Annotated in this window: 15 protein-coding genes; 7 read left to right on the top strand and 8 right to left on the bottom strand. The window is 52.6% G+C overall.

From position 1 onward, the window contains the following. Positions 1-130: 130 nt before the first annotated feature. The 5 genes from rplS to ffh form a co-directional block, all read right to left on the bottom strand. Positions 131-478 carry a 50S ribosomal protein L19 gene (gene rplS / locus SK36_RS03600; protein WP_004104634.1) on the bottom strand — a complete coding sequence of 116 codons (348 nt, stop codon included), beginning with the start codon at positions 476-478 and terminating at the stop codon, positions 131-133. Between the two features lie 39 nt (positions 479-517). Then, complete coding sequence (trmD, locus tag SK36_RS03595; protein WP_003031232.1) at positions 518-1,285, bottom strand: tRNA (guanosine(37)-N1)-methyltransferase TrmD; 768 nt, start codon at positions 1,283-1,285, stop codon at positions 518-520. Positions 1,286-1,329: 44 nt separating this feature from the next. Further along, positions 1,330-1,878, bottom strand: a complete 549-nt coding sequence (gene rimM / locus SK36_RS03590) for a ribosome maturation factor RimM (protein ID WP_003031230.1) — start codon at positions 1,876-1,878, stop codon at positions 1,330-1,332. Between the two features lie 18 nt (positions 1,879-1,896). Continuing rightward, complete coding sequence (rpsP, locus tag SK36_RS03585) at positions 1,897-2,145, bottom strand: 30S ribosomal protein S16 (protein WP_003031228.1); 249 nt, start codon at positions 2,143-2,145, stop codon at positions 1,897-1,899. 312 nt (positions 2,146-2,457) lie between these two features. Next, positions 2,458-3,819: a signal recognition particle protein gene (ffh, locus tag SK36_RS03580; protein ID WP_045446375.1), complete on the bottom strand. Its 1,362-nt coding sequence runs from the start codon at positions 3,817-3,819 to the stop codon at positions 2,458-2,460. Between the two features lie 166 nt (positions 3,820-3,985). Between ffh and SK36_RS03575 the strand changes: the two genes are divergently transcribed. Next, positions 3,986-4,777 carry a cytochrome C assembly family protein gene (locus SK36_RS03575; protein ID WP_045449751.1) on the top strand — a complete coding sequence of 264 codons (792 nt, stop codon included), beginning with the start codon at positions 3,986-3,988 and terminating at the stop codon, positions 4,775-4,777. A gap of 18 nt (positions 4,778-4,795) precedes the next feature. Beyond that, positions 4,796-6,082, top strand: a complete 1,287-nt coding sequence (locus SK36_RS03570; protein WP_045446378.1) for an HlyC/CorC family transporter — start codon at positions 4,796-4,798, stop codon at positions 6,080-6,082. 54 nt (positions 6,083-6,136) lie between these two features. Here SK36_RS03570 and grpE read toward each other — a convergent pair whose 3' ends face one another. Continuing rightward, a complete protein-coding gene (grpE, locus tag SK36_RS03565; RefSeq protein WP_045446381.1) occupies positions 6,137-6,730 on the bottom strand; it encodes a nucleotide exchange factor GrpE in 594 nt (197 codons plus the stop codon). Positions 6,731-6,852: 122 nt separating this feature from the next. Between grpE and nadK the strand changes: the two genes are divergently transcribed. The 3 genes from nadK (at position 6,853) to bamE (ending at position 9,972) form a co-directional block, all read left to right on the top strand. Then, positions 6,853-7,731 (top strand): NAD(+) kinase, encoded by an 879-nt coding sequence (nadK, locus tag SK36_RS03560; protein WP_045446384.1) that lies wholly within the window; start codon positions 6,853-6,855, stop codon positions 7,729-7,731. Between the two features lie 85 nt (positions 7,732-7,816). Continuing rightward, positions 7,817-9,478 (top strand): DNA repair protein RecN, encoded by a 1,662-nt coding sequence (recN, locus tag SK36_RS03555; RefSeq protein WP_048220777.1) that lies wholly within the window; start codon positions 7,817-7,819, stop codon positions 9,476-9,478. Between the two features lie 149 nt (positions 9,479-9,627). Further along, positions 9,628-9,972 carry an outer membrane protein assembly factor BamE gene (bamE, locus tag SK36_RS03550; protein WP_045446389.1) on the top strand — a complete coding sequence of 115 codons (345 nt, stop codon included), beginning with the start codon at positions 9,628-9,630 and terminating at the stop codon, positions 9,970-9,972. A gap of 62 nt (positions 9,973-10,034) precedes the next feature. On the opposite strand, the gene SK36_RS03545 is transcribed toward bamE, so the two are convergent. Together SK36_RS03545 and SK36_RS03540 are read right to left on the bottom strand one after the other, a co-directional pair. Further along, positions 10,035-10,325 carry an RnfH family protein gene (locus SK36_RS03545; RefSeq protein ID WP_136345272.1) on the bottom strand — a complete coding sequence of 97 codons (291 nt, stop codon included), beginning with the start codon at positions 10,323-10,325 and terminating at the stop codon, positions 10,035-10,037. Next, on the bottom strand, positions 10,315-10,797 hold the full coding sequence (locus tag SK36_RS03540) for a type II toxin-antitoxin system RatA family toxin (protein ID WP_071829014.1): 483 nt from the start codon (positions 10,795-10,797) through the stop codon (positions 10,315-10,317). Before SK36_RS03540 ends, SK36_RS03545 begins: the two co-directional genes overlap by 11 nt. Before the next feature lie 115 nt (positions 10,798-10,912). On the opposite strand from SK36_RS03540, the gene smpB reads away from it, so the two are divergent. Beyond that, positions 10,913-11,395, top strand: coding sequence for an SsrA-binding protein SmpB (smpB, locus tag SK36_RS03535; protein WP_048222548.1), 483 nt, complete (start codon positions 10,913-10,915; stop codon positions 11,393-11,395). 583 nt (positions 11,396-11,978) lie between these two features. After that, positions 11,979-23,201 carry a BapA/Bap/LapF family large adhesin gene (locus tag SK36_RS03530; RefSeq protein WP_048220775.1) on the top strand — a complete coding sequence of 3,741 codons (11,223 nt, stop codon included), beginning with the start codon at positions 11,979-11,981 and terminating at the stop codon, positions 23,199-23,201. Positions 23,202-23,240 lie beyond the last annotated feature (39 nt).

The raw sequence follows: 23,240 nt of genomic DNA, 5'->3' as shown, positions 1-23,240 counted from the left end.
CCTCCGGCAACGAAGAGTCATTGTAAATGATTTATGAACTAATGGTTAACAATGTGAGTTTCAACGATATAAAAAAAGGGGCCAGCCAATTGGCCAGCCCCTTCTGTCAGGATGTCGCCTGAGCGATATCTTAGTTAAGACGCTCTTTGATACGAGCAGACTTACCAGTACGCTCACGCAGGTAGTACAGTTTAGCTTTACGAACAGCACCACGACGTTTGACAGAAATGCTGTCAACTACCGGAGAGTGAGTCTGGAAGACACGCTCAACGCCTTCGCCGTTGGAGATTTTACGAACAGTGAATGCAGAGTGCAGACCGCGGTTACGAATAGCGATAACCACGCCCTCGAATGCCTGCAGACGTTTTTTGGAACCTTCAACAACCCATACTTTCACTTCCACGGTATCACCCGGACGGAAGGAAGGTACGTCCTGCTTCATCTGTTCTTGTTCAAGTTGCTTAATAATGTTGCTCATAATTTAATCTCTTATCCTGGGTAAACTGATATTGGGGGCTTACGCCTGCCCATCATGTTTATGTTGCTGTTGTGCGTGTTCCTTTTTGAACTCCGCCAGCAACCTTGCTTGCTCTTCAGTCAGAGCCAGGTTTTCCAGAAGTTCAGGTCTTCTAAGCCAGGTCCGGCCCAGCGACTGTTTCAAACGCCAGCGACGTATCTCAGCGTGGTTCCCCGACAGTAACACTGCCGGTACTTCCATCTGTTCTAACACTTCAGGTCGGGTATAGTGTGGGCAGTCCAGCAACCCGTCAGCAAACGAATCTTCGATTGCTGATGCTTCATGACCCAGAACTCCCGGAATAAACCGGGAAACGGAGTCGATCAGCGTCATTGCTGGTAACTCACCACCGCTGAGAACGTAATCGCCGATTGACCATTCTTCATCAATTTCGGTTTGAATCACGCGCTCATCTATTCCTTCATAGCGACCACACACCAGAATCAGCTTCTGATTCGTGGCCAGTTCGCTAACGCCCGCTTGATCAAGCTTGCGTCCCTGAGGTGACAGATAAATCACCTTTGCGCCTTCACCAGCCGCAGCTTTTGCTGCATGAATGGCGTCCCGTAAAGGTTGCACCATCATTAACATCCCCGGTCCGCCGCCGTAAGGACGATCGTCCACGGTACGGTGTCGGTCATGAGTAAAGTCACGAGGACTCCAGCTCTGGATGTTCAGCAGACCATTTTTTACTGCCCGGCCAGTTACCCCGTAATCGGTAATTGCGCGGAACATTTCTGGAAACAGGCTAACGATACCTATAAACACAAGCCAATCCCCATAACGCCGACTTTTACCGTTTATCCGGTGGTTTAAAAACCAGGATCCCAATCTACTTCGATAGTACGAGTAGCGAGATCGACTTTCTTGATAACCTGCCCATCGAGGAACGGTACTAAACGTTCCTTGATACCAAACGCATCTTTCAGGTTTGCCTTAATGACGATTACGTCATTCGATCCGGTTTCCATCATATCGACGACTTTACCGAGATCGTAGCCTTCAGTGGTCACTACCTGACAGCCCATAAGGTCTTTCCAGTAGTAAGAACCATCTTCCAGCGCTGGCAACTGCGAGGAATCTACGACAATTTCGCAATTCGTCAGTAGATTCGCCGAATCACGATCGTCAACGCCTTTCAGCTTGATGATCAGATCCTGATTGTGGTGCTTCCAGCTTTCCAGCTGTACTTGCTGCCACTGACCCGCCTTCTGGATAAACCAGGGCTGATAGTCAAAAATGCTTTCGGCGTCTTCAGTGGAAGAAAACACTCTGAGCCAACCACGGATACCGTAAGAAGACCCCATTTTACCCAAAACGATGGGTTCCACGGGTGCCTGTGCGGCGAGTTGCTTGCTCATCATGACCACCGTGACAGATTAAGCTGCTTTGTTTGCTGCTTTGATCAGCGTAGCTACGCGATCAGAAATAGTCGCGCCCTGGCCAACCCAGTGAGCGATGCGATCCAGATCCAGGCGAGTGCCTTCTTCTTTTTCGCTAGCGATTGGGTTAAAGAAGCCAACGCGCTCAATGAAGCGACCGTTGCGTGCATTACGGCTGTCGGTGACAACAACCTGGTAGAACGGACGCTTTTTAGCGCCGTGACGAGCTAAACGAATAGTTACCATAACATCCTCTTGTGTGAATAAAACACCGGGCCCCATCGAGGGAAGGGACCCGGTGTCATATTAAAAGCCCGAAAATTTTACTGATTTCTGGGAAAAAAGCAATCAGCATGTGATGAAGCTTTATGCCAGGGCGTTACCGTTGCAGCCAGTTTGACGTCGGCGTGCGCGCAGAAAGCGGAGCGTACACGCAGTTCGTGAGCATTTACTCGCTCCGCTCGCCCTGCGGGCCGCCCTGAAGTGCGTTCAAAACACTATAGTGTTTTGTTGAGCACACTCCGGCGTCAAAATGGCAAATAAGGTAGCCCGATATATTTATCTACCAGGGAAGCCTGGCGGCATCATGCCCTTCATATTCCGCATCATCTTCGCCATTCCGCCCTTCTTCATTTTCTTCATCATGCGCTGCATGTCGTCGAACTGTTTCAGAAGACGGTTAACATCCTGTACCTGCATACCACAGCCCAGTGCGATACGGCGTTTGCGAGAACCTTTGATAATTTCCGGCTTGGCGCGTTCTTTCATCGTCATTGAGTTGATGATGGCTTCCATACGCACCAGCACTTTATCGTCCATCTGCGATTTCACGTTGTCAGGAATCTGACCCATACCCGGCAGCTTGCCCATCAGGCTTGCCATACCGCCCATGTTTTTCATCTGTTTAAGCTGCTCTAAGAAGTCGTTCAGGTCGAAACCGTCGCCCTTCTTCAGCTTGGTCGCCAGCTTTTCAGCCTGCGCGCGGTCAACCTTGCTCTCAATATCTTCAATAAGCGACAACACATCGCCCATACCGAGAATACGCGAAGCAATACGATCCGGATGGAACGGCTCCAGCGCTTCTGTTTTTTCACCCACACCGAGGAATTTAATCGGCTTACCGGTGATATGACGAATAGAAAGCGCAGCACCGCCACGGGCATCACCATCGACTTTAGTCAGAACCACACCGGTTAACGGCAGTGCTTCGTTAAAAGCTTTTGCGGTATTCGCGGCGTCCTGACCAGTCATGGCATCGACAACAAACAGCGTTTCTACCGGATTGATAGACGCGTGGACCTGTTTGATTTCGTCCATCATGGCTTCGTCAACGTGTAAACGACCAGCGGTATCCACCAGCAACACGTCGTAGAACTTGAGTTTGGCTTCTTTCAGCGCGGCGTTAACGATATCAACCGGCTTCTGACCAACATCAGACGGGAAGAAGTCCACACCGACCTGCTCGGCCAGCGTTTCCAGCTGCTTGATCGCCGCCGGGCGATATACGTCAGCGGATACGACCAGCACTTTCTTCTTGTGCTTCTCGCGCAGGAATTTACCCAGTTTACCGACGCTGGTTGTTTTACCCGCACCTTGCAAACCCGCCATCAGAACGACGGCCGGAGGTTGCGCAGCCAGATTCAACGTCTGGTTTTCTTCGCCCATTGCCGCAACCAGTTCGTTACGGACAATCTTGACGAACTCCTGCCCTGGCGTCAGGCTTTTGTTAACTTCATGACCAACCGCTTTCTCTTTTACGCGATTGATAAACTCACGCACTACCGGCAGCGCAACGTCAGCCTCCAGCAGCGCCATGCGCACTTCGCGCAGCGTTTCTTTAACGTTGTCTTCAGTAAGGCGTCCACGGCCACTGATATTGCGCAGCGTGCGCGACAAACGATCGGTTAAATTATCAAACATTGTCTCTCGCCTGGGGTGGAAACGGTCGGTCGCGACAGCGACACATCAACAGAAATTTGTCGCAGTATAACATGAAGCCGCCTTTGTTGTTATGCAACGGTTGGAGCAGCGGTCACGTAACGCTATACTGCTTTTCTTTATCACTGGCCAAACTGTCGACACATATATGCCCGTTTTTGCTCTGTTCGCCCTTGTCGCCTATTCCATCAGCCTCGCGCTGATCGTTCCCGCCCTGCTGCAGAAAAACAGCGGCTGGCGGCGCATGGCTATTCTTTCGGCGGTTATCGCACTGGTATGCCACGCTTTTGCCCTGGAAGCTCGTATTCTGCCCGGAGGCGAAAGCGGACAAAACCTGAGCCTGCTGAACGTTGGTTCACTGGTCAGCCTGATGATTTGTACCGTAATGACCATCGTAGCCTCACGCAATCGTGGTTGGCTATTGCTGCCGATTGTTTATGCCTTCGCATTGATCAATCTGGCATGCGCCACGTTTATGCCCAACGAGTACATCACCCATCTCGAAGCCACGCCGGGTATGATGATCCATATCGGACTGTCGCTATTATCTTATGCAACGTTAATCATTGCCGCACTGTATGCACTGCAGTTGGCGTGGATCGATTATCAGCTCAAAAACAAAAAACTGGCTTTCAACAACGAAATGCCGCCGTTGATGAGCATTGAACGTAAAATGTTTCATATCACCCAGATAGGCGTAGTTCTGTTGACGCTGACCCTGTGTACTGGCCTGTTTTACATGCATAATCTGTTCAGTACGGAAAATATAGATAAAGCCGTTCTCTCTATCGTGGCATGGTTTGTCTATATCGTTCTGCTGTGGGGGCATTACCATGAGGGCTGGCGCGGACGTCGTGTCGTGTGGTTTAACGTCGCGGGCGCAGGCATTCTGACGCTGGCCTATTTCGGCAGCCGCATACTGCAGCAGCTTGTGAGTTAAGTCTTTAAGGAACCCTACGTGGAACATATCTCCACCACCACGCTCATTGTCACTCTTCTCATCATGGTGGTTATTTCTGCCTACTTTTCCGGCTCTGAAACCGGAATGATGACCCTGAACCGCTACCGTCTACGTCACCGGGCAAAACAGGGTAACCGTCAGGCAAAACGCGTTGAAAAATTACTTCGTAAGCCAGACCGCCTGATAAGCCTGGTGCTCATCGGTAATAACCTGGTAAATATCCTGGCCTCGGCGCTCGGTACCATTGTCGGTATGCGCCTGTATGGCGATGCGGGTGTGGCGATTGCCACCGGTGTTCTGACTTTCGTCGTGCTGGTGTTTGCCGAAGTGTTGCCGAAAACTATTGCCGCGCTGTACCCGGAAAAGGTCGCCTATCCCAGCAGCGTATTGCTTGCCCCATTGCAAATACTGATGATGCCACTGGTCTGGTTGCTTAATACCATCACGCGTCTGCTGATGCGCCTGATGGGCATTAAAACGGATATCGTGGTGAGCGGTTCGCTGAGTAAAGATGAACTTCGTACCCTGGTGAATGAATCGCGCTCGCAAATCTCTCGCCGTAACCAGGATATGCTGCTGTCAGTGCTGGATCTGGAAAAAGTCAGCGTTGACGACATCATGGTACCGCGCAACGAAATTATCGGTATTGATATTAACGATGACTGGAAATCAATCGTGCGCCAGTTGTCGCACTCCCCGCACGGTCGCATTGTGCTGTACCGTGACTCGCTGGACGACGCCATCAGCATGCTGCGCGTACGTGAAGCCTGGCGCCTGATGGCCGAGAAAAAAGAGTTTACCAAAGAGACTATGCTACGCGCCGCCGACGAAATCTATTTCGTCCCGGAAGGCACACCGCTCAGCACCCAGTTGATTAAATTTCAGCGTAATAAAAAGAAGGTGGGTCTGGTGGTCAACGAATATGGTGATATTCAGGGACTGGTCACGGTCGAAGATATTCTGGAAGAGATTGTCGGCGACTTCACCACCTCAATGTCACCAACGCTTGCAGAGGAAGTCACGCCGCAGAATGACGGTTCAGTGATTATTGACGGCAGCGCCAACGTTCGTGAAATCAACAAAGCCTTTAACTGGCACTTACCGGAAGATGACGCGAGAACGGTGAACGGCATTATTCTTGAAGCGCTGGAAGAGATCCCGATTGCCGGTACGCGAGTGCGCATTGGTCAGTACGATATCGATATTCTCGACGTGCAGGACAATATGATTAAGCAGGTACAGGTATTACCGGTAAAACCGCTGCGCGAGAGCGTGGGAGACTAGGAAGATGATTGTAGGCCGGGTAAAACATCTGCATTACCCGGCACTACAGGCTGGTTAGCCTTTGGCTTTTGCCACAGACACCATCGCTGCACGAATGGTACGTCCGTTCAGGGTATAACCCTTCTGCATCACCATCAGTACATTACCGGCAGCCACTTCGTCAGACTCAACCATTGCAATAGCCTGATGCACGTTCGGGTCCATCGGCACATCAATATCCGCAACCACCTGCACACCAAACTTCGCTACGACATCCAGCATCGACTTACGGGTCAGCTCAATACCTTCAACCATCGCCGTCATGGAATCGCTGTCTTTGTTCGCCACTTCCAGCGCACGATCCAGGCTATCCAGCACCGGCAGCAGTTCGTTGACGAATTTTTCCAGCGCGAACTTATGCGCCTTTTCTACGTCCAGTTCGGTACGACGACGCAGGTTTTCCATTTCAGCTTTGATACGCAACACGCTGTCACGCTCACGCGTTTCGGCCTCGGCAAGCTGAGCTTCCAGATTCGCAATTTTTTCGTCGCGCGGATCCACCTGCTCAGCAGAAGCGTCTGGTTCAACCGCCTCAACTTCTTCGTGCTGATCCATGATAATTTCTTCCGGGGCTTGCCCCTCAGGCGTTTTCTGTTCTTTACTACTCATGAATTTCTCCGCGTTTTTTTCGCATTCATCTCGCTAACTTGGCTTATTATGGGGATCAGATTCAGGGATTCAAGGGAAGTACTCACATTGTCACTAATCTTCGCTACAAGGACCTCGAGAAAATGAACAAACATTTCAAGTGTATTGGCATTGTGGGGCATCCACGTCACCCCACTGCACTGACGACACATGAAATGCTCTACCGCTGGCTGTGCACGAAAGGTTATGAGGTTATCGTGGAGCAACAAATCGCCCACGAACTCCAACTGAAAAATGTGAAAACCGGCACTCTGGCGGAGATAGGCCAACAGGCGGACCTCGCTGTGGTTGTTGGTGGCGATGGTAATATGCTTGGTGCTGCGCGCACACTGGCACGCTATGACATTAAGGTTATCGGGATTAACCGTGGCAACCTCGGTTTTCTGACAGACCTTGACCCGGACAACGCCCATCAACAGTTAGCCGACGTGCTGGAAGGCCACTACATCAGTGAAAAGCGCTTTTTGCTTGAAGCCCAGGTCTGCCAGCAGGATTGCCAAAAGCGCATCAGCACCGCCATCAACGAAGTTGTTCTGCACCCTGGAAAAGTCGCGCACATGATCGAATTCGAGGTCTATATCGATGAGACCTTCGCCTTCTCCCAACGCTCGGACGGGCTCATTATTTCTACGCCAACCGGCTCAACGGCCTACTCGCTTTCCGCCGGCGGTCCGATTCTGACGCCATCGCTCGATGCCATTACGCTGGTACCGATGTTCCCGCACACATTGTCGGCACGCCCGCTGGTGATTAACAGTAACAGCACAATTCGGTTGCGCTTCTCCCATCGCCGGAATGACCTGGAAATTAGCTGCGACAGCCAGATTGCGTTACCTATACAGGAAGGTGAAGACGTATTGATTCGTCGTTGTGATTACCACCTGAACCTGATTCACCCAAAAGATTACAGCTATTTCAATACATTAAGCACGAAACTGGGTTGGTCAAAAAAATTATTCTAATTTAACACCAGCCTCTTTACTGTATAAAAAACCAGTTTATACTGTATGTAATTACAGTTATGGTTTTTCATACAGGAAAACAGCTATGTTGGCACAACTGACCATCAGCAATTTTGCTATCGTTCGTGAACTTGAGATCGATTTCCAGAGCGGAATGACCGTCATCACCGGTGAGACCGGGGCGGGTAAGTCCATTGCCATTGATGCCCTCGGTTTGTGCCTGGGTGGGCGTGCAGATGCCGACATGGTGCGCACTGGTGCCACACGTGCCGACCTGTGTGCCCGCTTCTCTTTGAAAGACACACCTGCGGCGCTGCGCTGGCTGGAGGAAAACCAGCTTGAAGATGGTCGTGAGTGTTTGCTCCGCCGCGTGATCAGCAGCGACGGACGCTCCCGCGGCTTTATCAACGGCACCGCAGTTCCACTGTCACAGCTTCGCGAACTGGGCCAACTGCTTATTCAAATCCATGGCCAGCACGCACACCAGCTCCTGACTAAACCTGAGCAGCAAAAATTCCTGCTCGATGGCTACGCCAATGAAGCCTCACTGACTCAGGAAATGGCTGCACGCTACCAGCTGTGGCACCAGAGCTGCCGTGACCTGGCGCATCATCAGCAGCAAAGCCAGGAGCGCGCCGCCCGTGCGGAGCTATTGCAGTATCAGTTAAAGGAGCTGAATGAATTTAACCCTCAGGCGGGTGAATTTGAACAAATCGATGAAGAGTACAAGCGTCTGGCTAACAGCGGGCAATTACTCACCACCAGCCAACAGGCGCTGGCTATCATGGCAGATGGCGAAGACATTAACCTGCAAAGCCAACTGTACACAGCAAAGCAGTTGGTTGGCGAACTGGCGGAAATGGACAGTAAGCTCTCCGGTATTCTGGACATGCTCGAAGAGGCCACCATCCAGCTCAGCGAAGCCAGCGACGAATTGCGCCACTACTGCGACCGACTGGATTTAGACCCAAACCGTTTGTTCGAACTTGAGCAGCGGATTTCTAAGCAAATCTCTCTGGCGCGCAAACATCATGTCGCACCGGAAGCGCTTCCTCAGTTTTACCAGTCTCTGCTGGATGAACAACAGCAGCTTGACGATCAGGCCGACTCGCTGGAAACCTTAACGCTGGCGGTGAACAATCACCACCAGCAAGCGCTGGAAACAGCTAAAGCACTGCATCAGCAGCGGCTGTATTACGCTCAGGAGCTTGGGCAACTGATTACAGAAAGTATGCATACCCTCTCTATGCCGCACGGCCTCTTTTGTATTGATGTAAAGTTTGATGAACATCATCTGAGCGCAGACGGTGCCGATCGCGTTGAATTTAAAGTCACCACGAACCCTGGTCAACCGATGCAGGCCATTGCGAAAGTTGCTTCTGGTGGGGAACTGTCACGTATCGCACTGGCTATTCAGGTCATCACTGCGCGTAAAATGGAAACCCCGGCACTGATTTTCGATGAAGTTGACGTCGGTATTAGCGGCCCTACAGCCGCCGTCGTGGGGAAAATGTTACGCCAGTTGGGTGAATCAACACAGGTTATGTGTGTCACACACCTCCCACAGGTTGCTGGTTGTGGCCACCAACACTTCTTTGTCAGCAAAGAAACTGACGGCGCGATGACTGAAACGCATATGCAACCGCTCGACAAACGCGCGCGCCTGCAAGAGCTAGCCCGCTTGCTTGGCGGTAGCGAAGTGACGCGCAATACCCTGGCAAATGCAAAAGAACTGCTGGCAGCGTAAACTTTTTTCCCTTGTAACGGTCTGAGTTCAACATAAAATCGCCAGCCGACCCGACAGCAAAAGGTTTTAAAGTGGTGAAAGGTCTATTATCATCGGCATATTACATATGAGCCGCGTACTGCTCGGGCCCGAAAAGGAATCAAATCACTATGCGCTGTAAAACGCTGACTGCTGCTGCAGCAGTACTACTGATGTTGACTGCAGGCTGTTCCACTCTGGAGCGAGTGGTTTACCGTCCTGACATCAACCAGGGAAACTATCTGACCGCTAACGATGTATCCAAAATTCGTGTGGGTATGACGCAACAGCAGGTTGCTTATGCTCTGGGTACGCCGATGATGTCCGATCCTTTTGGCACCAACACCTGGTTCTATGTGTTCCGCCAGCAACCAGGACATGAAGGCGTAACGCAGCAAACGCTGACTCTGACCTTTAACAGCAGTGGTGTATTGACCAATATCGATAACAAACCAGCGCTGACTGACAATAAATAAGGTTCAGAACGCAGGTTTCAGAGATCAAAAAAGGTGCTCAGTGAGCACCTTTTTTATATCTGCTACTTTTTAGCAGATTTCTCTGCCCGCTGTCTGCGCAGCTCTTTCGGGTCAGCAATCAATGGTCGATATATTTCTACTCGATCACCATCATGCACGGTATCGGCAAGTTTTACCGGACGACTGTAGATACCTACTTTATTTTTGCTGAGATCGATATCGGTGCGTAATTCCAGCAACCCGGAGGTGCGAATGGCCTCTTCAACCGTTGCCCCCTCTTGCAGCGTTACGCGTTGCAGGTACTGTTTTTCCGGCAGCGCATACGCGACTTCGACGACAATCTTAGCCGACACTGACACTGTAAACCTCTTTTGCACGAACGGTGAAGGCCTGCACCATGTTAGACGCCAGCTCTTTGAAGATCCGGCCAAACGCCAGTTCAATTAACTTGTTGGTGAACTCAAAATCAAGCTGAAACTCAATGCGGCACGCATCCTGGCTGAGCGGCGTAAATTTCCATCCGCCGATCAGTTTTTTGAAAGGGCCATCGACCAGATGCATCAGGATGCTCTGGTTATTGGTCAGTTGATTGCGCGTGGTGAACGTTTTGCTGATCCCTGCTTTAGAAACATCCACAGCCGCCGTCATCTGTCCTGGTGTTGACTCCAGGACACGACTTCCGGTGCAACCGGGTAAAAACTGGGGATAGGATTTAACATCATTCACTAACTGATACATCTGTTCCGCACTGTAAGGTACTAAAGCGGTCCGGCTAATCTGAGGCATAACAATTTCCATCAATATCAATCGTACAAATAATACCATTTATCATCCGCTAAAAAAAACGCTATAGCCTAACTCGTGCTAAGATAACGCCTTACGCCCCGCTGGATGAAATGGGGTGTTTTTCGATTCCAGATTACCTATACTGAGCGGCATTATGACGAAGAAAAAAGCACACAAACCTGGCTCAGCCACAATCGCGCTTAACAAACGCGCACGACACGAATACTTTATCGAAGAAGAGTTCGAAGCCGGACTCGCCCTGCAAGGCTGGGAAGTTAAATCCCTGCGCGCAGGCAAAGCCAATATCAGCGATAGCTATGTCATTCTCAAAGACAGTGAAGCTTTCCTGTTTGGCGCAAACTTCACCCCGATGGCGGTTGCCTCAACACACGTTGTGTGCGACCCCACCCGTACCCGGAAACTGCTGTTAAACCAGCGTGAACTTGACTCTCTTTATGGTCGAATGAACCGTGATGGTTATACCGTGGTTGCACTTTCGCTGTACTGGAAGAATGCCTGGTGCAAAGTGAAAATTGGCGTCGCCAAAGGTAAGAAGCAACACGATAAACGCTCCGATGTGAAGGAGCGTGAATGGCAGTTGGATAAAGCTCGTATTATGAAAAATGCAGGCCGATAAATCTCCATACTTTGTGATCAGTCTCTCCCGCGGAGACTGGTCGTTATTGTTTAGTTATTGAAACCACCCCAATACATTCACCGTATTTATAGTTTATTTTTGCTGAATCGTTAAAATCCCAAATACACCGTTCTCTTTTTATTGCCCCTCATAGCTTAATAAAATAAAACATCAAGCCACCACCATCTTATTTCCACCGGTGAATAACATTATTATTACTGGTGTTTATTATATATCTTCCCGACTCAGCAGATAAAAACAAAAAACCTTAAAATACAATGCAATATGAAAACACCCATACTCAAACAACCTTTAATTAGTATCTACCTGAATTATCACCATATGTTTTTAATATGTAGAAGTTGCAGAATACTTTCTTTGTGACTATATCATCTAATACGAAAGAACTATCTGACCACAGGGCCAGGATTAATTTTATATAAGCAGCTGACATCATTACGACCTAACCAATGAAATTACATGTGTAAATTCATCTTCATGATGAACGGGGCACCTGTCTGCTCATTATTCCCAGCGCGCCGTTGCGAATTAATACTCCCGGCCAGCCATCAGGAGTGAACATATGCGTCTACTCGCCGTTGTATCAAAATTGACTGGTGTCTCCACAAATATTGAAGCCTCTGAAGTTACGCTCAGTGCACCGTCTGTCGTGAAGCTGTCCGTTCAACGTGAGGACATCAGTCAACTGACTCGTATTAATCAGGATCTGGTTATCACACTCCGCTCAGGCGAAACCATCACGATTAAAAATTTTTACGTCGCAAACGGTAATGACAAAAACCAGCTCGTTCTCGAAGATAACAACGGCGCACTGTGGTGGGTTCAGGATACCGATGGCGCATTCCACTTTCAGCACATTGATGACCTGACACCGCTGATGACAGCGGAAGGCAGTCATGAAGGCGGAGCTGTCTGGCCCTGGGTTCTCGGCGGCGTCGCGGTTGCGGGGGGCATCGCCCTCGCTGCAGGCGGAGGCGGTGGTGGAGGTGGTGGTGGCGGTGATAGCGGGAATAACGCTGGCAACGGAAATGGCAACGGCGGTAATGGTAGCGGAAACAGTAATAACGGTAATGGTGACAGCGATGGTGATGGCGGTGCGCCGCCGACAACGACGCCAGCAACACCAGATGTGCCCGTTATTACCAGCGTAACAGATGATCAGGAGCTTATTACTGGCATCGTAAATCAGCAGGAATCCACCAACGATAGTACCCCTACTCTTCAGGGAACCGGCCCCGCGAACACTACTTTGCATATTTTCGACAACGGCACTGAAATTGGCCAGGTCACTATTGATGCCAATGGTAACTGGACATTTACGCCTTCATCTCCTCTCGCGGATGGTACTCACGAGTTCACGGTCAGCGCATCGAACAATGCGGGCAGCAGTGAAATGTCTGAAGTCTGGGAGATTATCATCGACACCGTCTCCCCTGATGCGCCAGTAGTCAGCCAGGTAACCGACGATGCAGATTCCATTACCGGACCTGTCAACAATAACGCCGTGACTAACGACGACACGCCAACCCTCTCCGGTACCGGTGAAGCCGGCAACTTCATCAGCATTTCTGATAATGGCATCCTGATTGGCATGACCCAGGTTGATGAGAATGGCAACTGGACTTTTACGCCGGATATACCGCTGAGCGAGGGCATCCACAATCTGACGGTCACGCAAACCGACGCTGCAGGTAACGTGAGTACAGAAACCTCCGTACCAACATTTACCGTCGATATCACCCCACCGTTAGCCGCAACAATTTCCGGTATTAATCCTGAAGGTACAACGGTAACCGGCAACGCGGAAGCCGGTAGCAAAGTCATGATTATTGGCAGCAATAACCAGTTGCTCGGCTCAGCCATCGTCGAGCCAGGCGGCAATTTCTCTATTAATATTTCACCATCGCAGACACATGGCGAATCACTTACGGTCAGGATTCAGGACGAAGCGGGCAACGTTGGTCCGGAGACGCAATTCAACGCTCAGAACTCTGGCTATCCGGGTGTACCGGTTATCGTCAGCGTGATGGATGATGTCACACCGTCTACCGGAACCTTGAGCAACAATCAGGCTACTAACGACGCTACACCTACCCTTTCCGGAACCGCAGAAGCCAACAGTACAGTTAAAATTTATAACAACGGTACGCTTATCGACAGTGTGCTTGCAGACGGTAGCGGCAACTGGAGTTGGACGTCCGGCATGCAGTTGCCAGATGGTCCGTACGCTTTCACTGTCACCGCGACTAACCAGTCGGGTACAGGGGGAATGTCGCCAGCATTCAACATAAATATCGACACTCAGCCACCATCACCTCCGGATGATCTGAACGTATCAACTGATGGATCCGTCGTCACAGGAACGGCCGAGCCAGGCAATACTGTGGTTATTACCGATGGCAACAGTAATCAGATAGGTAGTGGCGTCGCCGGACCGGATGGTTCTTTTACCATTACGATTACCCCGCCGCAGACCAATGGCGAAACGCTAACGGCCATCGCAACCGATCCGGCAGGAAACCCGAGCCAGCCAGAAACCGCGCTTGCACCGGATACTACCGCCCCACTGCCGCCTGGCAATTTGCTGATCACTCCTACTGGCGACCAGGTCTCCGGCACGGCAGAGCCCAACAGTACAGTGCATATACTGAATCCGGCCGGCGACATCATTGGTACAGCAACAGCCGGCGTTAACGGGGAGTTTACCGCAACGCTGGTTCCGCCGCAGATTAACGGAGAGAAGCTTGCCGCTAACGCCACTGATGCGGCTGGCAACACAGGTGAAAATGTTAATGTCACCGCGCCGGACACCACGGCGCCTGATGCACCAACAGGTGTAACCGTCGCCGGGGATGGTGGTTCGGTGAGTGGTCACGCTGAGGCGGGTAGCACCATCACCATCAAAAACAGCAATGGCATTGCTATTGGCACTGGCCAGGCAGACAGCGGGGGGAATTTCACCGTACCGATCTCGCCGTCACAAATCAACGGTGAAACGGTAAAAGCCACCGCAACGGACAACACAGGAAACGAGAGCAAGCCGACCACTGCGCTTGCCCCGGACCTCACTGCGCCAGACCAGCCCGTTATCATTGCCGTCATAGACAATGTTGCCGAGATCGTCGGCAACATCGATAACAATACGCTCACTAACGACGACAAACCGGAAATCAAGGGCACCGCCGAGGCCGGTTCTCAGGTCAAAATATATGATAATGGCGTACTGCTGACGACCGTTACCGCCGATATCAACGGTAACTGGAACTACACACCAACCACCTCACTGGGTCAGGGTGCGCACGTATTTACAGTGACGGCGACGGATGCCGCCAACAATACCAGCAGCGCCGCAAGCTGGAAAATTATTGTTGATAGTGTTGCTCCAACCGTACCGGTCATTACCCTCATAAGCGACGATGTCGGCACTATCACCGGTAACATCGCGAATAACGGCTGGGTGACCAATGACAGTACACCCACCATCTCTGGGACCGGTGAGCCTGGTTCTCTGGTGACGCTGTATGATGGCAGCCTGCTGATGACAGTGATACTTATCGATAAATCAGGTACCTGGAGCTATACCGTACCAGCGGACAAAGCGCTCAGCGACCGCGATCACCATTTTAAGGTGACAGCCACAGATGCAGCCGGTAACGTCGTCACCTCACAAACCATCGTCACTGTTACCGTTGATACTCAGGCCCCTGGAGCCCCCACTATTTCGACCGCCACAGACGACGTCGGAAATGCGCCAGTCGATCTGCCTTCCGGTAGCCGTTCAAACGATAACCTGCCGCTACTGAAAGGCACCGGAATAGTTGGATCCACCATCACTATTTACGATGGTGCTACCCCTATTGGAACGGCGACAGTCATCACGGGAGGGGGCTGGAGTTTCCAGGTTAGCCAGCCTCTCAGTGAAGGCCCCCACAATCTGTCTGCTATCGCGACAGACACAGCGGGCAATGCCAGTAACGCCGGAAATTTCACGCTGACTATTGATACCACACCACCCGCAACACCCGTCATCACTTCTGCGGAAGGCCTGATTGGCAGTGATACGAAAACGTTGAGTAACGGGGGCAGCACGAAGAGTACCGAGCCAAAACTGTCTGGAACCGGTGAGGCTGGTGCGACAATTACTATTTTTGATAATAGCGGTCCCATTGGCACCGCCCTCGTGAAGCCCGATGGAACCTGGACATTTACGCCTCCCACTCCCCTGTCGGATGGCCCACACAAATTCACCGCAACGGCTACCGACATTGCGGGCAACACGGGGATCCCGTCAGCAGGCTTTACTCTGACGGTGGATAATCAGCCGCCGGTGAGGCCCGCTCCACCGACGATGACTGATGATACCAACCCGATAACCGGAATTATCACCAACGGTACCACTAACGATACCACGCCAACCTTCAGCGGGACGGGGAGTGCCGGGGATCGTATTTCCATTTTCCTTAATGGCAATACTACACCGCTGGGTGAAGCGACGGTCGGTGCAGATGGCAGCTGGAGTTATACGCCAGCCCCCCCTGTCGCTCAGGGTAATTACCAGGTGACTATCACGGCAACCGATCCGGCAGGAAATGTCAGCTTACCATCGGATCCTGTCCCACTGAACATCGATACAACACCGCCTGCACCTCCGGTGATTATCGCCGCCAGTGATGACGTCGGTAACGTCAAAGGCGATATCGGTCCCAATGCCGTGACCGATGACACGACACCGACCATTCGCGGAACCGGTACTACCGGAGACACCATCACCCTGTATAACGGCAGCACGGTTATCGGCACCACTACCGTCGTTAACGGCGAATGGAACATCACTCCCGGAATGGCGCTGGCAAACGGAAACTATACCCTGAACGCCATCGCAACCGATGTGGCTGGTAACGCCAGCGGCAGCTCAAACAGCATCTCGTTTACGGTAAACAACACAACATTGACCTCGCCACTGGTAACAGATATTCAGGATAACGCCGGTTTTATTACGGGTTCGCTTGGTAACGGAAGCGTCACGGATGATACGACCCCCACCATTAGCGGAACCGGCACTCCCGGCAGCACCGTATTAATTTATGATGGCAGTAATCCTGTCGCTATTGCTACGGCAACTGTTGGCGCGAATGGGAACTGGAGTGTTGAAGTTACTCTCTCCGCTAACGCCTCTCACACACTGACTTTCGGCGCAAAGGATGCCGCAGGTAACGTGCTACCAGCAGGGAACGCTGTCACCTTAACTGTCGACACTCTGGCACCCGACGCACCTACAGTCACCAGCGTAGATCCAAACGGTACGCTGGTTATCGGTAAAGCCGAAGCGGGCAGTACCGTTATCATTCGCAGCGGTACTACGGTTCTCGGCCAGGGGATCGCAGACGGTTCCGGAAATTATTCCGTCACCCTGTCACCGGCGCAAACAACAGGTCAGGCATTGAACATCATCGCCCAGGATCCCGCGGGTAATCAGAGCGGTCCAACCTCTTTTGCAGCCGCCACTTCCAGTGTACCGCACCCGCCAACTCTTGAAATCGTGGATGATCTCACTCCCGGCGTTGGCGTCATTGGTAACGGTAAAACCACCAACGATACCCAACCGCTACTGCAAGGAAGCGCGACTGCTGGCGCAACGGTCAATATATTTCAAAATGGGATCCTGCTGACCACAGTGACTGCCGATGCCATTTCTGGCTCATGGAGTTATCAACTGCCTACAATCCTGGCGGAAGGTACAACCTATAATTTTACTGTGTCACAAACTGTTGGCGGTACTGACAGCGGTCTGTCACCCAACTACGCCATCACCATCGACAGCACCGCCCCGCTGGCGCCGACCATCACCAGCATCATAGACGACATCTCACCGGGCGCAGGATCGTTAGATAAGGGGCAAATGACTAACGACTCGCGCCCAACCTTAAACGGAACCGGTGAAGCTGGCGCCACTATCACCCTCTATGATAAAGGTGTTGCGATTGCCACAACCACGGTAAACAGCAGCGGATTCTGGAGCTTTAGCCCGACAAACTCGCTGGGAGAAGGCGAGCATATTTTTACCGTGCGCGCGACTGACGCAGCAGGCAATCAGGGAGATGAGTCTACGGACTTCCGGATTATTGTTGATACTTTGATCCCGGACGCCCCATCCATTGTGACGGTAACGGACGATGTTGGCACTCCCCAGACGCTTACATCAGGACAGTCAACCAACGATAGTACGCCAACGCTCAACGGCGTTACCGAGCCTTATTCCATTGTCACTATTCGCGATAATGGCGCGGTAATTGGCACTGCCACCAGCGACGAAAACGGCAACTGGAACTTTACGCCGCCATCTTCACTCAGCGAAGGCAGTCATTCGTTGACCGCAACCGTCACGGATGGTGCTGGTAATATCAGCCCGGCGACGCCACCGTTCGTCCTGATTGTAGACACACTACCACCCGCCGCGCCGCTTATTACCTCAGTAATTGACGATCAACCCGGCAGCACATCGCTGACAAACGGGCAACTGACCAATGACGCGCAACCTACGCTGAACGGTACAGGGGAAGTTGGCTCCACCATCACGATCCGCGATAAAGGCGTTGATATCGGCACGGCCCTGGTCGATGAGTCAGGTAACTGGAGCTTCACACCGGATAACGCGCTGAGTCAGGGGCAGCATGTATTTACCGCCGTTGCTACTGACAAGGCGGGTAATACAGGCGGTTCCTCCTCGTCCTTCACCCTCGAACTGGATTCCCTTGCCCCGCAGGCACCGGTCATCAGTACAGTGCAGGATAATACGGCTCCCACAACAGGCCCGATTAATAATGGTCAGACAACGAACGAAACCCGCCCGGCATTGAGCGGTACTGGCGAAATTGGCGCAACTATTACTGTCCTGAGTGACGGTCAGCCAATCGGCACCACCACCGTAGGCGCTGGTGGGACCTGGAGTTTTACCCCCACAACAGCGCTGGGCAATGGTACGCATACGCTGACCGTAACCGCCACCGACAGCGCAGGCAACACCAGCCCTGCATCTAACAGTTTTACGCTCACGGTTGATACCGTATCGCCAACCATGCCCGCCATCACTCAGGTCGTCGATGACGTCGGCCCGATAACCGGTATTCTGAGCAACGGCCAGGCCACAAACGATGCACTCCCCACACTTAGCGGCACCGCTGAGGCCAATTCAACGGTCAAAATTTACGATAACGGATCGCTTATCGGTACGGTTTCAGCAGACGGGAATGGAGCCTGGAATTTCACCCCCGGGACCGCACTTGGTAACGGCAATCACACACTGACCGTGACTTCAACGGATGCCGCCGGAAACGTCAGTCCCTCGTCGGCCGGGTTTGGTATCATCGTTGATACCGTCCCCCCTCTTGCGCCCACGATTATTGAAGCTTTCGATGACGTGCAGCCAGGAACCGGTACGCTGTCGAGCGGTGCGTTTACCAATGACACCCGTCCTGTTCTGAGCGGTTCAGCGGAGGCCAGTGCGCGAGTCGCCATTTACGACAATGGCACACTGCTGTTTACGGTAACAGCGGCAATAGATGGCACCTGGGAATATCTGCCAACCACCCTGAGTAATGGCCAGCACGTATTTACCGCCATCGCCACTGACGCCGCCGGAAACGTCAGCTCTGCCTCCGCCGCGTTTATTATCAATGTCGACACGGTCCCGCCTTCAATACCACAGCTAATCACGGTGGTGGATGATGTTGCAGGCGGTGCGTTTAATGTGGCGCTGAGCAACGGGCAACTGACTAATGATGCCCGTCCAACGCTAAACGGCACCGCCGAAGCGGGCAGCACCGTTAGTATCTATGACGGTGGTACACTGCTCGGCACCGCGCTCGTGCAAAGCAATAACAGCTGGTCGTTTACGCCAGGCACACCGCTTGCTAACGGTTCACATACCTTCACTGTGACCGCCACCGATGCCGCGGGAAATACCAGCGGCGCGACAGCCGGGTTTACCGTTATCGTGGACATTACTGCTCCGGCGCAACCATCAATTAGCAGCATTATTGATGATGTGGGACCAAACACAGGGGTAATTGGCAACAACCAGGTCACCAATGACGCGCGCCCGACATTAAACGGCACCACGGAAGCCAATGCCCGGGTCGATATTTATGACAACGGCAACTTTGTCATCAGCGTGACGGCAGACGGAAACGGCAACTGGAGTTACACCCCACCCACAGCGCTGACTCAGGGTGCGCATGCCTTTACTATCACGGCAACGGATACCGCAGGAAATACCAGCGGGACATCGTCTGCCACCGCGATAGTGGTCGATACCCTCGCTCCGGGCATTCCTACCGGACTGGTGATTAACGCCAACGGCACCACGTTAACAGGTGTTGCTGAAGCAAACAGTACAGTAATCATCACCTCAAGTAGCGGAACCGTACTCGGCACCGCAACGGCCAATGCATCCGGCAACTTTACTTTCATCCTTAACCCACCGCAGATCAGTGGGCAAACGCTGCTGGTTAGCGCACAGGATGCGGCAGGCAACATGGGTTCGCCAGGTAGCGCGCTGGCTCCGTTTACAGGCGTGCCACCTGCTCCTGTTATTTCCAGCGTATTTGATGATATAGGTACGATAACTGGCGCAGTCGCCGCCGGGAAAACCACCAATGATACCCGCCCGACGCTTAGCGGAACGGCGCAGGCTAACGCCGTCGTCAGCCTCTACAATAATGGGGTATTGATGGGCACAACGACTGCTGACGGTAACGGACTCTGGAGCTTTACCCCTGGCAGTGCACTCAGCGAAGGCAACCACGCATTTACCGCCAGTGCGGCAAATGCCAACGGTTCAGGCGGTTTATCCGGCGCATTCAGCGTCATCGTGGATACCACGCCACCGCCAGCACCAACGGTCCTGATCAGTGCCGATGGCGGAACCATCAGTGGTATCGCCGAAGCGGGAAGCACCGTCACCATCTCCCTGCCTGGTGGTGGCAGCGTAACGGCTATCGCCAACAGCAGCGGTGTATACAGCGTAACTCTGCCGGTTCGCCAGATTGAGGGCCAGTCGTTGTCCGCCACCGCAACCGATGCGGCTGGCAACACCTCATCACCGACAAGCGTTATCGCCCCGGTATTGCCGCTGTTGGCCGAAGATAACGTCACCCGGCTGGCATTACAAACCGATGTCACCATCACCAATGAGCACAAAAGCGATTATGGTTTTCTGTTGGTGGATGCTCTGGGAACAGTGGCTAACGTGCTGGGGAACAACACGGCCGCCGTCAACTTCAGCATCCAGCCTGGTGGCAGTGGTTCCGTCACCATCAACGCTGCCGCAACCGGCATTGTGCTGTCACTGCTGAGCACCATGGAGATCGTTATCCAGCGTTTTGACACCGCGCTCAACGCCTGGGTTACGGTAGTCGATACCTCAAAACCCCAGTTTGCCGATCTGCTAACGCTCGGTGCTTCAGGAGTAACGCTCAACTATGATGGATTGACAGGCGGGGATTACCGCGTAGTCAGCTACAACACCAGCCTGCTGGCTACCGGTGCCTATACCAGTCTGGATGTTGCGGTGGTGAAAACCAGCGCCGGAAACATCACCGGTGGCTTGACGGAATCCGGCAACATCATCACAGATACCGACCCCACCAACGGACAGGATAACGCCCCTTCCGGCACCCGGGTGACCTCGATTACCGATGGCAACGGGAATCTGGTGAACATCCCCGCGGGTGGAGCCGATATTCAGGGTAAATACGGCATCCTGCATATTAACCAGGACGGTAGCTATACCTACACTCTCACCAACACATCGGCATCGGTCTATGGGCGTTCCGAAAGCTTCACCTATACGCTGACTCACGGTAATGATCACTCTTCGGCAAAATTAGTGGTCACACTAGGTCAAAACCCTGCAACCAGCACCGTAACGGCTGCGGATGATGTAGCCTCACTGACCTACGGAACGGAAGTCAGCGCGGTCGACCATGGACCGTCAAAACAAACCGGCTTCACACTCGCGAATATCGGCCTGGGTAATGTTCTGGACGTCAGTCTGGTAAACGGCCTGACCAACCCGATCAAATTCAACGTTGATGACGGCGCCACCCGCACGCTGACAATTCAGGCTGATGTTCTCGGCGTTACGCTTGGCGGTTTTGATCTCTACGTCTACCGTTTCAATGAGACAATCCAGCAGTATGAGCAATATCGGGTACAACCAAACTGGGTCACCGCGCTGTTAGGCGGCAGCTCAACGGCATATACCATCACGCTGCCTGGTGGCGACTATTTGTTCCTGCTTAACGCCTCAGGCGGCCTGACCCTGCTGACAAGCTATACCCTGAATATTCAGGCGGATCACACCTACGCAGTAGACAGTCTGAGCGCCTCAACCAACGGCAACATTCTGGCTAATGACTCGGCTCCGGCCAATACGGTCATCACTGAAGTGAACGGCGTCACGGTCAATGCCACGGGCACCACGCGCATTGACGGGCAGTACGGTACGCTGATAATCGATGCGAAAGGCAATTACACCTACACGCTGAAAAGTGGATTGGGCGCAGACAGCATCAATACGCCGGACAGCTTTGTCTATACGGTAAAAGCACCAAACGGCGATACCGGCAGCGCGTCGCTGAACATCAAGGCGACGCCACAGGCGCTGGATGCAGTAAATGACATCAGCAGCCAGATGGCGGTCACCACACTGCAGGACACCTCTCAGCCGTTTACTGATACCAGCGTAGGGAATGCCAGTTGGAACACTTTGCTGGTGCCAAGCTCGAAAAGCGGCACTGGCACCATCGAGGTGGCAGCGGGTACAGCGGTGCAGAACGTCGTGCTGCACTTTAACGTGGCATCCGGGCTAACGCTTGGCGGGCTGAATGTCGTCTGGGCGTTGTACGACAGCAAAGGCGTTAAGGTGGCCGGGGATTCATTCAACGGTGGGTTGTTGCTCGGCGGCAACATTGATATCGCCCTGAACGGGCTCGTGCTGCACGCAGGGAACTATCGTCTGGACTATACCGGTAGCGTCGGTGCACTGGGTGTGGGTTCCATTACCATCACGCCGAGTGTCAAAGGCTCGGTAGTCGACCTCGATAACTTCGAAACTTCCGGCGTGAATAACGTCACAGGCAATATCTATGACGGGGACCATATTGCCAGCGTGCATACCCTGCTGACGGTGAATGGCGCAGGCGGCAGCACCGCTACGCTGGATCCACTGGGAAGCAGTACCGCCAGCGCTACCATCAATGGATTGTACGGCAAACTGACCATCGGGATTGACGGCCATTACACCTATACCCTCAACAATGATGTCTCTCTTGCGACGATCACCAACAAAGAGACATTTACCTACACCCTGAACGACCAGAAAGGCCATACCGATACTGCCACGCTGACCATCGACATGAATCCGCAGGTCGTGAGCACCGCCGATGCCGATCGTCTTATCGGCAGCGCATATGGCGATACGCTGATTTATCACCTGCTCAGCGCCAACGATGCGACCGGTGGCAACGGAACAACGGACACATGGACTAATTTCTCACTGGCGCAGGGAGACAAAATCGATATCGGCGACCTGCTGGTCGGCTGGAACGGGCAAAACGCCACGCTCGGCAATTATCTCTCCGTTTCCACCAATGGTAACAACACGGTGGTTTCTATCGACCGCGACGGTACGGGCGCAACGTATCACTCGACTAATCTCATTACTCTGGAGAACGTACACACCACGCTCGACGAGCTGATCCAACAAAACCACATTGTGACCTGAAATCAGTACCGTAACGCCATAACTACAGCCCCGGATGCC

It is taken from the genome of Citrobacter sp. MGH106, assembly GCF_001037495.1.
GTDB lineage: Bacteria > Pseudomonadota > Gammaproteobacteria > Enterobacterales > Enterobacteriaceae > Citrobacter > Citrobacter murliniae.
Note: the sequence above shows the minus strand (reverse complement) of the source record. Positions and strands in the feature narration are given on the sequence as shown.